This window comes from Pseudomonas juntendi, from assembly GCF_021560075.1.
GTDB classification, from domain to species: domain Bacteria; phylum Pseudomonadota; class Gammaproteobacteria; order Pseudomonadales; family Pseudomonadaceae; genus Aquipseudomonas; species Aquipseudomonas juntendi.
Map to the genome: position 1 here is coordinate 5,122,876 of NZ_CP091088.1, position 13,203 is coordinate 5,136,078.

Genomic DNA, 13,203 nt, shown 5'->3' on the forward strand with positions numbered 1-13,203 from the left:
TGCACCTTGGTCACGACCAGAACGCCGCCACGCGCGCAGCCAGCAAGAATTCATCGCCGCCTGGCTGGCTCTTGATGTGTTTGAGCTCCAGGTCCAGCAGCACGCCGGAACGCTCCAGGTCGCGCATGAACTGGGCCAGTACGGCGCCGGAGGTGGCGAGCCCGCTCAACTCCAGGCGGCCATTTTCCAGGCTGAGGCCCAGCAGCTGCATGCCCAATGGCAGTGCCCTTTCGAGGTCGGCGAATACGCCAGGCAGAACCCCCTGCTGAGCCTGCAGGCCCTCCAGCACCGCCAGGCGGCCGAGCAGTGCGGCATGCTGGGCACGCACATCAGCCAGTGGCTGAGCCTCCAGGCCCAGGGTTTCCAGGGCTGCCTGGCGCTGGGTGTTGGCCAACGCTTGTTGCTGGCCGCGCTGGCGTGCCTGTTGGTCGACCAGCGTCACGGCGCACAATGCCAGCAATGCGCCAGCCACCAGATGGCTGCGAAACCGGCGCATGGCCGCCTGGCGCTGGCGTTCGCGCCACGGCAGAAGGTTCAGCCGCATCATGGTCGCGCCCCTGCAAGGGCCAGGGCACTCGCCAGCAGCATCGGCCCATCGACCTGGGCAAGCCCGGCCAGCGCAGGCAGTTCTTGGCACGGCAGCGCCAGGCTTTGGCCCAGGGCCTGCAGCCAGCCTGGCTGCAGCGGTGAGCAGTTGCTGACCCACAACCTGGCAGGTAAAAGCCCTTCGGCGAGCAGCGCAGGCAGCCGCTCGGGCAGTTGCGCGGCCATATCCCCGTCAGCTGCCCGCAGCTCCCGACGCTGCAGCGCCCCGCCAGGCGCCCAGGCATGAACAGTCGCCCGGTGGGGTTCGATACGCAGCAACGCCGCCCCAGCCTGCTCACCCGCAGGCAGCATGCGGCGCAGGGCAATGCTGTCGACCTCGACCGCCTCCAGTTGCAGCCCCGCCTGCTGCACCAGCGCCTCGAGGGGTGCCAGTGCACTCCGCCGACACGCTGCAACCAGCACCTCGCTGCAGGCTGGCTGAACACCTGAAGCCCCCAGAACCTGGAAGTCCAGGGCCAGGTCTTCCAGCGGGAACGGAAACAACCGTTCGGCATCCGCCAGCAACTGCGCCTCCAGTTGCTCCTCACTGGGCCCCACTGGCAGGTGACACAACTTGCAGATGACCTGGCTGGCGGGCAGCGCCAGAGCCAGCCGCCGCTCGCCGAGGCCGCTGCGCCGATGAGCGCGCTGCAATGCCGCCGAGACCTGCTCGGGCGCTGCTGCCCAGTCATTGCCTGCCCCGAGCTGCAGCGGCTCATGGGCCCAACCCAGCACCCGCCAGCCGCGTTTGCGCTGTTGCAGTTGCACCAGATGAATGGCGTGAGCGGTAATTTCCACCCCTACCAGTGAACCGGCATCCTTGCCGAAGCGTCCAAGCATTGCGAATTCCTTGCTGTATGTCGCGCCCCCGCGGCAACACTGGGCCGGGGCCACCCGCCAGGGCGACGGGCTGCCTGGCCGGTGGCCCGGAAAGGCGAAAAAATGCGTATAATGCCCAGCGTTTTTTGGTCCGCCGGACCTGCGTGCAATCCACTTTCAACCTGGACACCGAAAAGCCTTGATACGTCTGCTGAAGTTCTTCTGGTGGTCTTCCGTCGCAGTCATTTGCGCGCTCGTACTCGGTGTGAGCGGTGCGTTTCTGTATCTTAGTCCCAACCTGCCCTCGGTCGATTCGCTCAGAAGCATCCAGTTGCAGATCCCCCTCAAGGTGTACAGCAGCGATGGCAAGCTGATTGCCGAATTTGGCGAAATGCGCCGTTCGCCGATCCGTTTCGCAGACATTCCCCCACAGTTCATTCAGGCATTGCTGTCAGCCGAGGACGACAATTTCCTCAACCACTACGGCGTGGACCCCAGCAGCCTGATGCGCGCGGCCACCCAGTTGGTGAAAACCGGGCACATTCAGACCGGCGGCAGCACCATCACCATGCAGGTGGCCAAGAACTTCTTCCTGACCAGCGAGCGCAGCTTCTCGCGCAAGACCAACGAAATTCTGTTGGCCCTGCAGATCGAGCGGGAGCTGACCAAGGACGAGATTCTTGAGCTGTACGTGAACAAGATCTACCTCGGCAACCGCGCCTACGGTATCGACGCCGCGGCCCAGGTCTACTACGGCAAGTCGATCCGTGACGTGAGCCTGGCACAGATGGCGATGATCGCCGGCCTGCCCAAGGCGCCCTCGCGCTTCAACCCACTGGCCAACCCGGTGCGCGCCAAAGAGCGCCGCGACTGGATCCTGGGCCGCATGTACAAGCTGGGCAAGATTGACCAGGCCAGCTACCAGGCCGCCCTGGACGAGCCACTCAACGCCAGCTACCACGTGCCGACGCCCGAGGTGAATGCACCGTACGTCGCGGAAATGGCTCGCGCGGAAATGGTTGGCCGCTACGGCAGCGACGCTTACACCGAAGGCTTCCGCGTTACCACCACCGTGCCCAGTGACATGCAGGAAATGGCCAACAAGGCCATCCTCAATGGCCTGTCCGATTATGACGAGCGCCACGGCTACCGCGGCCCTGAAGCCCGCTTCCCGGGGCGCACCGAGGCTGCCTGGCGCCAGGAACTGGGCAAGCAACGCACCTTGGGCGGGCTGGAGCCCGGCATCGTCACCCGGGTCGAAAAAACCGGCCTTGCGGTGCTGACCCGTGACGGCCAGCAGGTGCATGTGCCCTGGGACACCATGAAATGGGCGCGCCCGTTCATCAACAGCAACGCTCAGGGCCGCACCCCGCAGTCGCCCGCCGATGTCGCCCAGGTCGGTGACCTGGTGCGCCTGCAACGCCTGGACGATGGCACCTTCAAGTTCAGCCAGGTGCCGGGGGCACAGAGTGCACTGGTCACCCTCGACCCTAACAGCGGCGCCATCCGCGCCTTGGTCGGCGGTTTCTCGTTCGAGCAGAGCAACTACAACCGGGCGATGCAGGCCAAACGCCAACCGGGCTCAAGCTTCAAGCCGTTCATCTACAGTGCTGCACTGGACAGTGGCTATACCGCCGCCAGCCTGGTCAACGACGCGCCGATCGTATTCGTCGACGAATCGGTCGATAAGGTGTGGCGACCGAAGAACGATACCAACACGTTCCTCGGCCCGATCCGCATGCGCGAAGCGCTGTACAAGTCGCGCAACCTGGTTTCGATCCGCTTGCTGCAGGCCATGGGCGTGGACCGCACCATCGACTACATCGCCAAGTTCGGCTTCAACAAGCAGGACCTGCCGCGCAACCTGTCGCTGGCCCTGGGTACCGCCACCCTGACGCCGATGGAAATCGCCACAGGCTGGAGCACCTTTGCCAACGGTGGCTACAAGATTGCCCCCTACCTGATCGACCGTATCGAGAGCCGCAGTGGCGAAACGCTGTTCACCGCCAACCCGGCTCGCGTACCCCAAGGTACTGAAGACCAGGCCGGCCTGGCCGCCCCCGAGCAGCCGATCAGCACCGCCAGCATGCCCGGCGAGGCACCGGCGGCCCCCGGCCAAACCCCTGCGGCAGCGCAGCCACCAGCGGTTGCCGAGCGCATCATCGACGGGCGTACCACCTATATTCTCACCAGCATGCTGCAGGACGTGATCAAGCGCGGCACCGGCCGCCGGGCGCTGGCTTTGGGCCGCACCGACCTGGCAGGCAAGACCGGTACCACCAACGAGTCCAAGGACGCCTGGTTCTCTGGCTACAACGCCGACTACGTGACCACCGTGTGGGTTGGCTTCGACCAGCCGGAAACCCTGGGCCACCGGGAGTACGGCGGCACGGCGGCGCTGCCGATCTGGATGAGCTTCATGGGTGCGGCACTCAAGAACAAGCCTGCACATGCGCCGGCCGAGCCAGAAGGCATTCTCAGCCTGCGCGTAGACCCCGTCAGCGGCCGGGCAGCTTCGCCGGGCACACCCAATGCCTACTTCGAGCTGTTCAAGGCCGAGGATTCGCCGCCATCGGTGGACGAACTGGGCAATGGGGCCGTGCCGGGCAGCCCATTGCCAGCGGATGAAGCGACGCCGATGGACCTGTTCTGAGGCAGGGCGCCCGATCCGGGGCAGGTGCACGGCGGCGTTCGACCCTACGGGCGCCGACACTGTCGGCCCCTGCCCCTCACCTCCCGGCCCCGACGCATTCCCACCGCGCATAAAAAAGCCCCGGCTCGAAAGAGCCGGGGCTTTTTACACCGCTACAACAGCAATCAGCCGTTGAACACGTCATCCACGCTCTTGAGCGGGTAGTGCTTTGGATACGGCAGGGTAGCAACGCCGGACTCGATGGCAGCCTTGGCCACGGCGTCGGAAACGACGGTGATCAGGCGGGCATCCAGGGGCTTCGGAATGATGTACTCACGGCCGAACTCCAGCGCTTGCACGCCGTAGGCATCGCACACTTCCTTGGGTACCGGCAGCTTGGCCAGGTCTTTCAGGGCGATGGCCGCAGCGATTTTCATTTCTTCGTTGATGCGCTTGGCGCGTACGTCCAGGGCACCACGGAAGATGAACGGGAAGCCCAGTACGTTGTTGACCTGGTTCGGGTAGTCCGAACGGCCGGTGGCCATGATCACGTCGCTGCGGGTGGCGTGAGCCAGCGCTGGCGAAATTTCCGGATCAGGGTTGGAGCAGGCGAACACGATCGGGTTGGCCGCCATCGACTTCAGGCCTTCTGCGCTCAGCAGGTTCGGGCCGGACAGGCCAACGAACACGTCGGCACCCTCCAGGGCGTCGGCCAGGGTGCGCTTGTCGGTCGCGTGGGCGAACTGGGCCTTGTACTGGTTCAGGTCGTCACGGCCAGCGTGGATTACGCCGCTGCGGTCGATCATGTAGATGTTCTCGACCTTGGCACCCATGCTCACCAGCAACTTCATGCAGGAGATGGCAGCTGCACCGGCACCCAGGCACACGATCTTGGCTTCTTCGAGCTTCTTGCCGGCGATTTCCAGGGCGTTGATCATGCCGGCCGCAGTAACGATGGCGGTACCGTGCTGGTCATCGTGGAACACCGGAATGTCGCACTGTTCGATCAGCGTGCGTTCGATCTCGAAGCACTCTGGCGCCTTGATATCTTCGAGGTTGATGCCACCGAAGGTGATCGAGATGCGGCGAACGGTGTCGATGAATGCTTGCGGGCTTTCCGATTCGACTTCGATGTCGAATACGTCGATACCTGCGAAACGCTTGAACAGAACGCCCTTGCCTTCCATGACCGGCTTGGAAGCCAGTGGGCCGAGGTCACCCAGACCGAGGATGGCAGTGCCATCGGAAATCACCGCAACCAGGTTGCCTTTGCCGGTGTATTTGTATGCCAGCTCTGGATCCCGGCCAATTTCACGCACCGGCTCGGCAACACCTGGGCTGTAGGCCAGGGCGAGGTCACGGGCAGTGGCAGTTGGCTTGGAAAGTTCGACGCTCAGTTTCCCCGGGCGAGGTTGAGCGTGATATTCGAGAGCGGCAGTTTTCAGGTCTGACATGGTGGGCATTCCGCTATTTACTGTTCTGACGGACCGCCGAGGATACGCAAAGAGCCGGGTAGTCACAAGACTGGTCGGTCACTTGTGTCAAGGCCTTTAGCCTACGACTTTCCGCTAAAACCCACGGGGGCATACGGCTAACAGTGTGTACAATCCAATAGCGAACTGTCTACATTTTTTAGCCAGAAGTACGCGCCAGCATGCTCGGGTCGGTCAGTGGCAATACCCAGCGCCGCTGCCCTGGCTTGAGGCCGCCCTTGCGGGAACGGTCCACCACCCAGCCACGCACCTCGACCTGGCGCCCTTTGAGGTTAGCGAAGAAACTGGCCGGGAAGTTGCGCTGCAGACGGGCGGAGACCTGCACCACCACGGCACGGTCAAGGTTCAACCAGACACCACCACGGTTGCGTTCGATGCTCATGATTCGGCCACTGAGCACAGCAAAACCAGGCTGCCTGATGGCATCTGCCGGCACCACGGGCGACTGCCGCCAAAGGCCGGCGCCGGCCTGGCGTGCGGCCTGCTCGGCGCGTTGCTGGCAGCCACTGAGGCGCACATTGGGGGCGACGGCCACCCGGTAGCCCAAGCCTTCACTGAGCAATTGTGCTTCGAGATTGTCGCCATTACGGCCATAAATGTGCGCCAGTGTGCGCCCATACTTGTCTTTGGCTTGCACACCGGGAACCAGCCCTACACGCCCGTCACTGGCCTTGACCAACGCCTGCAGGCGCCGCTTGGCAGCTTCGGCATAGGGCTCGCTGCTACGCCCCTTGCGACCGATCTCCGGGGTGTTGATGCCGATCAGCCGCACACTGCGGCCATCCACCAGACGCACCGTGTCGCCGTCGACCACCTGTCGCACTCGAACCTGCTCGGGTTTGCCCGGCAGCGGGCAGAAGGCCAGGGCGGGCAAATGCCAGATCGCACCCACAAAAAAGGCGCCCACGAGGGGCGCCTTTTTCAGCAACAATGCGAAGCCCGAAGGACTCGCCATGCGCATGATTACTTCTTGGTACCGAACATACCGAAGCGGTCGGCGAACTTCTGTACGCGGCCACCGGTGTCCAGGACTTTCTGCTTACCGGTGTAGAACGGGTGGCACAGGTTGCAAACGTCGATCGACAGGGTGCTGCCCAGGGTCGAACGGGTTTCGAACTTGTTACCGCAGCTGCAGGTGACTGCAACAGCTTCGTAGTTCGGGTGGATACCTTCTTTCATGGTCACTTCCTCGAGCTGCGTGCCGCCACCCAACACCAATTGTTGAATACCGCACGTAATTAGGCGGCGAATAATACCAGAGCACACCGTCAGTGCAAGATGTCGCTTGCACCGACCGTCGTCTGCTAGGCTCGCCAGTTCTTGTAATGCCCTCCGAGACTTTCTGCGTGTCCGACGTCATCCTGCGCCTTGCCCTGCCCTCGCCGTTGCGGCGCCTGTTCGACTACAAGGCGCCAGCGAGCATGGCGCGCCAGGCCCTGGCCCCGGGCATGCGCATTCGCGTGCCCTTTGGCCGCCGCGAAATGATCGGCGTACTGGTCGAAGTGTGCGCGCAGAGCGAGGTGCCCGCCGACAAGCTGAAGCCGGCCAGCGCCTTGCTCGACCCGGTCTCCCCGATTCCGCCTTCGCTGTTCAAGCTGTGCCTATGGACCGCGCAGTACTACCAGCACAGCCTGGGTGACACCTTGAGCTGGGCCTTGCCCACGCTACTGCGCCAGGGCGAGCCCGCAGAAATGCGCCAGGAGCGCTTCTGGCACATTGCCCCCGACGCCCGCCTGGACGACCCGCGCATCGCCCGGGCACCGCGCCAGCGCGATGCCCTCAAGACCCTGGCGCAGCACCCGCACGGGGTGGCGCACAGCCTGCTGGCCAAGCTCAACCTGAACAAGGACAGCCTCGACCTGCTGCTGGCCAAGGAACTGGTGCAGATCGAAGTCCGCCGCCAGAAGCCGGGCTTGCGCCACGAACACTGGCTGGCACAGCCGGAGCTGCCGCTCAATGACGAGCAACGCGATGCCTTCGAGGCGGTGTGCGAGGGCTTCGGCGGTTTTGCGGCCTTCCTGCTGGCCGGCGTGACCGGCAGCGGCAAGACCGAGGTCTACCTGCAGCTGATCCGCGAAACCCTCGAGGCCGGCAAGCAGGCGCTGGTACTGATCCCGGAGATCAACCTCGGCCCGCAAACCCTGGCGCGCTTCGAGCAACGCTTCAACGCCCGGATTGCCTTGCTGCATTCGGCGGTGAACGACCGCGACCGCCTGGACGCCTGGCTGGCGGCACGCGATGGCGAAGCCGACATTATCATCGGCACCCGTTCAGCGCTGTTCACGCCCATGAAAAACCCTGGCCTGATCATCATCGACGAAGAACACGACGGTTCTTATAAACAGCAGGAGGGCCTGCGCTACCATGCCCGCGACCTGGCGCTGGTGCGGGCGCACCAGGAGAACATTCCGATCCTGCTCGGCTCCGCCACGCCCTCGCTGGAAACCTTGCACAACGCCCTCACCGGCCGCTACCGCCTGTTGCGCATGAATCAGCGCGCGGGCGGCGCACGCCCACCGCGCATGCTGCGCCTGGATGTCAAAAGCCTGCCGCTGGACAGTGGCATCAGCGGCCCGCTGCAGCAGGCCATCCGCCTGACACTGGAAGCCGGCCAGCAAGTGCTGGTGTTCCTCAACCGCCGCGGCTTCGCCCCTACGCTGCTGTGCCACGATTGCGGCTGGCTGTCGGAATGCCCGCGCTGCGACGCGCGCATGACCGTGCACCAGCGCTCCGGGGTGTTGCGCTGCCACCACTGCGGCTATGACGAACGCCTGCCACACCAGTGCCCGCAGTGCGACCACGTCGACCTGCGCCCGGTCGGTGCGGGCACCGAACGCGCCGAAGAACGCCTGAAAGTGCTGTTCCCGGACTACCCGATTCTGCGTGTGGACCGCGACAGCACGGCGCGCAAGGACGCCATGCACCAGCTGTTCAGTACCATCCAGAAAGGCCAGCCGAGCATTCTTGTCGGTACCCAGATGCTTGCCAAAGGGCACCATTTCCCGCGGGTAACCCTGGTGGCCATCCTCGACGCCGACGGGGGGCTTTTCTCGGGCGACTTCCGCGCCAGCGAGCGCATGGCGCAACTGATCGTGCAGGTCGCCGGGCGTGCTGGGCGTGCCGAAGAACCGGGCAAGGTCATCATCCAGACCCACCTGGCCGATCACCCGCTGCTGGTGCAACTGACCGAACAAGGCTACTTCGCCTTTGCCGAACAGGCCCTGGACGAACGCCGTGCCGCCGGGCTGCCGCCCTACTCGCACCTGGCCTTGCTGCGCGCAGAAGCGCACAAGCCGGGGCAGGCTGAAGGTTTCCTGGACGAGGCCTGCGCCGCCGCCGAGCGCCTGGTCGCCGAACAGCGGCTGCCAGGCATCGAGCTGCTGGGCCCGGTTCCGGCCCCCATGGAGCGGCGCGCCGGGCGTTTCCGCGCGCAGTTGTTGATACAGGCCAACACCCGGGCGCCTTTGCATCGACTGATCAGTGCCTGGTTGCTAGTGTTGGAGCAGATGCCGAGCGGGCGCCAGGTCCGCTGGTCGCTGGATGTCGACCCGGTCGACCTTTATTGAGCTGCAAGCTGCAAGCTGCAAGCTGCAAGCTGCAAGCTGCAAGCTGCAAGCTGCAAGCTGCAAGCTGCAAGCTGCAAGCTGCAAGCAAGAGCGGAACAGGGCCAGGCGGCGCAGCCAAGCTTTTTCTTGCGACTTGCGACTTGCTACTTGCTACTTGCGACTTGCGACTTGCTACTCGCGCCTTCCAACGTGAAGCCCAAAGGTTGGCAACCCGCTCCCAGGCACGGATAATGCCCAGTTTTTCCACCTGCGCATCCAAGCGCTGCACCGCGCTTGCGGTCGAAAAGAGACCCCCATGAAAGACACCATTCGCCAGCTGATCCAGCAAGCCCTCACCCAACTCGTCACCGACGGTGTGCTGCCTGAAGGGCTGTCGCCGGCGATCCAGGTGGAAAACGCCCGGGACAAGACCCACGGCGACTTCGCCAGCAATATCGCGATGATGCTGGCCAAGCCGGCCGGCATGAAGCCGCGCGACCTGGCGGAAAAACTGATCAACGCCCTGCCGGCCAGCGCCGATATCAGCAAGGTCGAGATCGCAGGCCCTGGCTTCCTCAATTTCTTCCAGAACACCGACGCCCTGGCCAACCGCCTGGACGCTGCCCTGGCCGACGCCCACCTGGGCGCGCGCAAGGCCGGCCCGGCGCAAAAAGTGGTGGTCGACCTGTCGGCCCCCAACCTGGCCAAAGAGATGCACGTCGGCCACCTGCGCTCGACCATCATCGGTGACAGCGTGGCGCGGGTGCTGGAGTTCCTGGGCGACACCGTCATTCGCCAGAACCACGTAGGCGACTGGGGCACCCAGTTCGGCATGTTGATGGCCTACCTGCAGGAAAACCCGATCACCAGCGATGAGCTGTCGGACCTGGAAAACTTCTACCGCGCGGCCAAGCAGCGTTTCGACGAGTCCGAGGCATTCGCCACCCGTGCCCGCGGCCTGGTGGTCAAGCTGCAGGCCGGTGACCCGGAATGCCTGGCCCTGTGGACACGTTTCAAGGACATTTCGCTGTCGCACTGCCAAAAGACGTATGAACTGCTCAACGTCAAGCTGACCATGGCGGACGTGATGGGTGAAAGCGCCTACAACGACGACCTGGCCAATGTCGTGGCCGACCTCAAGGCCAAGGGCCTGCTGGTCGAAGACCAGGGCGCCCAGTGCGTGTTCCTCGACGAGTTCAAGAACAGCGACGGCGACCCGCTGCCAGTGATCGTGCAGAAGGCCGACGGCGGTTACCTGTACGCCACCACCGACCTGGCCGCCGTGCGCTACCGCAGTAACGTGCTCAAGGCCGACCGTGCCCTGTACTTCGTCGACCAGCGCCAGGCCCTGCACTTCAACCAGGTGTTCGAAGTGGCCCGCCGCGCAGGCTTCGTCGGCCACCCGATGCAAATGGAGCACATGGGCTTCGGCACCATGAACGGCGCCGATGGCCGCCCGTTCAAAACCCGCGACGGCGGCACCGTGAAGCTGATCGACCTGCTGACCGAGGCCAAGGAGAGGGCCTACGCGCTGGTCAAGGAAAAGAACCCGAGCCTGGCCGACGACGAACTGCGCCGCATCGGCGAAGTGGTGGGTATTGGCGCAGTGAAATACGCCGACCTGTCCAAACACCGCACCAGCGACTACAGCTTCAACTTCGAGCTGATGCTCAACTTCGAAGGCAATACCGCGCCTTACCTGCTGTACGCCTATACCCGTGTAGCTGGCGTGTTCCGCAAGCTGGGCAAGCGCTTTGACCAAGCCGATGGCAAGATCGTGCTGCAGGCCGCCCACGAGCAGGACCTGGCCGCACGCCTGGCGCAGTTTGGCGAAACCCTGAACAGCGTTGCCGAGAAAGGCACACCGCACGTACTGTGCAGCTACCTGTACGACCTCGCCGGCCTGTTCTCCAGCTTCTACGAGAACTGCCCGATCCTCGCCGCTGAAACCCCCGAGCAGCAACAGAGCCGCCTGCGCCTGGCCGCCCTGACTGGCCGCACCCTCAAACAAGGTCTGGAACTGCTCGGCCTGGAAACCCTGGAGCGCATGTAAGTTGGCTGCCAAGAAAAAACCCGCACCCAAACGCGGCGCCAGCCGCCAGACAGCGCCAGCCAAGCAGCCGATCCCCGGCTGGGTATGGCTGGCGGTCGGCCTGACCGTTGGCGCGTTCATCGTGTTCCTGATGAAGCTCGAACCCGGCGGCGATGACATCAAGCGGGCCAAACCCGAGCAGCAGAAGGCCGACAAAGTGGCCGAAACCAGCAAGCCTGCCCAGGCCACACCGCAACAGCCGGTGAAACCGAAGTACGACTTCTACACCTTGCTGCCAGAGTCGGAAGTCATCGTGCCGCCAGAGGCCGTACCGGAGAAAACACCCCCGGTCCCGGCCCAGCCGGTCACACCGGTTACCCCCGCTGAAGCGGCGAAAATCGACACGGCGCGGGCCCAGGCAGCACTGCTTGGCCAAACCCCGCCTCCGGCCCCGCCAGTGATCAAGCCGGCAGCGACCACCCAGTACTTCCTGCAGGCGGGCTCGTTCCGCAAACAGGCCGACGCCGACAAGGTGCGGGCCCAGATCATTCTGCTGGGGCAGTCAGTGAAGGTGGAGTCGGGTACGGTCAAGGAAGAAACCTGGTACCGCGTGATGGTCGGCCCGTTCAGCAACCGCGAACAGCTGACCGGTGCGCAGAAACAGCTCGCCGGCGCTGGTTTTGCCAACCTGTTGCTGCAACAGCGCCAGACCCGCCAGTAACCTTTGAACGGGGCGCTGTGCGCCCCCGTCAGACTTGAGCCGCCCCGGTGCAGCGGCCTTGCCTAGCGACAGGGCTGCAAAGCAGCCCTTGCCCTCTCAGCCCCGCCCCGCGTTGCGCTCGGACACCTGGCTATTGAGTGTCCAGAAGTCGTACAACACCCCTACCAGGAACAGGCCACCGGTCAGGAAGTAGATGATCGCGGTCACCCACTTGCCCTGATACAGCCGGTGCAGGCCGAACACGCCGAGGAACGTCAGCAGGACCCAGGCGATGTTGTAGTCGATGCGCCCAGACTGGAACCTCAGGTCCGCCTCGCGGTCCATGGCCGGGATCAGAAACAGGTCGATCAGCCAGCCGATACCCAGCAGGCCGAAGGTGAAAAACCAGAGGGTGCCAGTTATCGGCTTGCCGTAGTAGAAACGATGCGACCCGGTGAAGCCGAAAATCCACAGCAGGTAGCCGATGGTCTTGCTGTGCGTGTCGTGGTAGGGCGTTCCCTGTTGATAACTGTTCATGCCTAGCCCTCGTGGGTTATGGAAAAATTTTCTAAGAAAAAATGTGACTTTTTTGTCACAGGCCGACGTATGGCACCCTGCCAATCGACCAACGGATCATAAATTGATCAAAAAGCTGTTATAAAGTTGCGCGCCCAACACATAACTATTCATAAGAGCTTCATCTATGCCGCCTTTACTCAAGACATGGCTGACCCTCTGCCTATTATTGCCCCTGGCCGCCCACGCCACCAATCGTGAGCAACGTCTTCCCAATGGCTTCACCGGCTACACCAGCAATGCCTCCGTGAGGCATGCAGCGGTCAAGCAGACTGCGCCCCATGCTCGCACTGTCAGCGCCGCCAGCACGCGCGGTGGCAAGGTGGCCGCGATGTCGCCCAAGCAGAGCAGCGATGTGCTCAGCCGCGCGGTCAATGTACTCGGTACCCCCTACGTTTGGGGTGGCAGCAGCCCGAAAAAGGGCTTTGACTGCAGTGGCCTGGTCAAGTACGCCTTCAACGACGTGGCCAACGTAGACTTGCCACGCACCTCCAATGCCATGGCCCAGGGCCATGGGGTGAAAGTGGCCAAGGGCGAGTTGAAGCCAGGGGACCTGATCTTCTTCAACATCAAAAGCCGGCGGGTGAACCACGTGGCCATCTATCTGGGCAACGACCGTTTCATCCACGCGCCACGCCGCGGCAAGCGGGTGAGCATCGACAACCTGAGCAAGCCTTACTGGCAGAAGCATTACGTGGTCGCCAAACGGGTGCTGCCGAAAGAGCAGCAGCTGAGCCTGGCCAAGCGCTAAGCTTTTTCCACCTGCAATGGCCCGATCGCCGGCAAGCCAGCTCCCCCACAAATCTGTAGAACTATGGTGA

11 protein-coding genes are annotated in these 13,203 nt (G+C 63.7%); 5 read left to right on the forward strand and 6 right to left on the reverse strand.

The window, feature by feature from the left end; all coding sequences use genetic code 11:
• Nucleotides 1-10 precede the first annotated feature (10 nt).
• Together L1P09_RS23635 and pilM are read right to left on the reverse strand one after the other, a co-directional pair.
• The gene (locus tag L1P09_RS23635) at nt 11-547 is read right to left on the reverse strand and encodes a PilN domain-containing protein (RefSeq protein WP_232892345.1); all 537 of its coding nucleotides are present in this window, start codon (nt 545-547) and stop codon (nt 11-13) included.
• Nucleotides 544-1,425 (reverse strand): type IV pilus biogenesis protein PilM, encoded by an 882-nt coding sequence (pilM, locus tag L1P09_RS23640; RefSeq protein ID WP_232892346.1) that lies wholly within the window; start codon nt 1,423-1,425, stop codon nt 544-546. Before pilM ends, L1P09_RS23635 begins: the two co-directional genes overlap by 4 nt.
• A 178-nt stretch (nt 1,426-1,603) precedes the next feature.
• Between pilM and L1P09_RS23645 the strand changes: the two genes are divergently transcribed.
• Complete coding sequence (locus L1P09_RS23645; RefSeq protein WP_054904628.1) at nt 1,604-4,057, forward strand: penicillin-binding protein 1A; 2,454 nt, start codon at nt 1,604-1,606, stop codon at nt 4,055-4,057.
• Between the two features lie 164 nt (nt 4,058-4,221).
• Here L1P09_RS23645 and L1P09_RS23650 read toward each other — a convergent pair whose 3' ends face one another.
• From L1P09_RS23650 to rpmE, 3 genes are all read right to left on the reverse strand, one after another.
• Complete coding sequence (locus tag L1P09_RS23650) at nt 4,222-5,490, reverse strand: malic enzyme-like NAD(P)-binding protein (protein ID WP_009684943.1); 1,269 nt, start codon at nt 5,488-5,490, stop codon at nt 4,222-4,224.
• A 178-nt stretch (nt 5,491-5,668) separates the two neighbouring features.
• On the reverse strand, nt 5,669-6,490 hold the full coding sequence (locus tag L1P09_RS23655) for a thermonuclease family protein (RefSeq protein ID WP_110677643.1): 822 nt from the start codon (nt 6,488-6,490) through the stop codon (nt 5,669-5,671).
• A 2-nt stretch (nt 6,491-6,492) separates the two neighbouring features.
• On the reverse strand, nt 6,493-6,708 hold the full coding sequence (rpmE, locus tag L1P09_RS23660) for a 50S ribosomal protein L31 (protein WP_009684941.1): 216 nt from the start codon (nt 6,706-6,708) through the stop codon (nt 6,493-6,495).
• 167 nt (nt 6,709-6,875) lie between these two features.
• Here rpmE and L1P09_RS23665 point away from each other — a divergent pair, with 167 nt between their 5' ends.
• The 3 genes from L1P09_RS23665 to L1P09_RS23675 all read left to right on the forward strand — a co-directional run bounded on the left by L1P09_RS23665 (nt 6,876) and on the right by L1P09_RS23675 (nt 11,827).
• Nucleotides 6,876-9,095: a primosomal protein N' gene (locus tag L1P09_RS23665; protein WP_009684940.1), complete on the forward strand. Its 2,220-nt coding sequence runs from the start codon at nt 6,876-6,878 to the stop codon at nt 9,093-9,095.
• A 295-nt stretch (nt 9,096-9,390) separates the two neighbouring features.
• Entirely contained in the window at nt 9,391-11,127 is a 1,737-nt protein-coding gene (gene argS, locus L1P09_RS23670; protein WP_009684939.1) for an arginine--tRNA ligase, read from the forward strand.
• A gap of 1 nt (nt 11,128) precedes the next feature.
• On the forward strand, nt 11,129-11,827 hold the full coding sequence (locus L1P09_RS23675) for an SPOR domain-containing protein (RefSeq protein WP_192441223.1): 699 nt from the start codon (nt 11,129-11,131) through the stop codon (nt 11,825-11,827).
• 96 nt (nt 11,828-11,923) lie between these two features.
• Here the strand turns inward: L1P09_RS23675 and L1P09_RS23680 are convergent, their stop codons facing one another.
• Nucleotides 11,924-12,343, reverse strand: coding sequence for an NINE protein (locus L1P09_RS23680; protein ID WP_009684937.1), 420 nt, complete (start codon nt 12,341-12,343; stop codon nt 11,924-11,926).
• A 166-nt stretch (nt 12,344-12,509) separates the two neighbouring features.
• Between L1P09_RS23680 and L1P09_RS23685 the strand changes: the two genes are divergently transcribed.
• On the forward strand, nt 12,510-13,133 hold the full coding sequence (locus L1P09_RS23685; RefSeq protein ID WP_054904631.1) for a C40 family peptidase: 624 nt from the start codon (nt 12,510-12,512) through the stop codon (nt 13,131-13,133).
• The last annotated feature ends 70 nt before the right edge of the window (nt 13,134-13,203 follow it).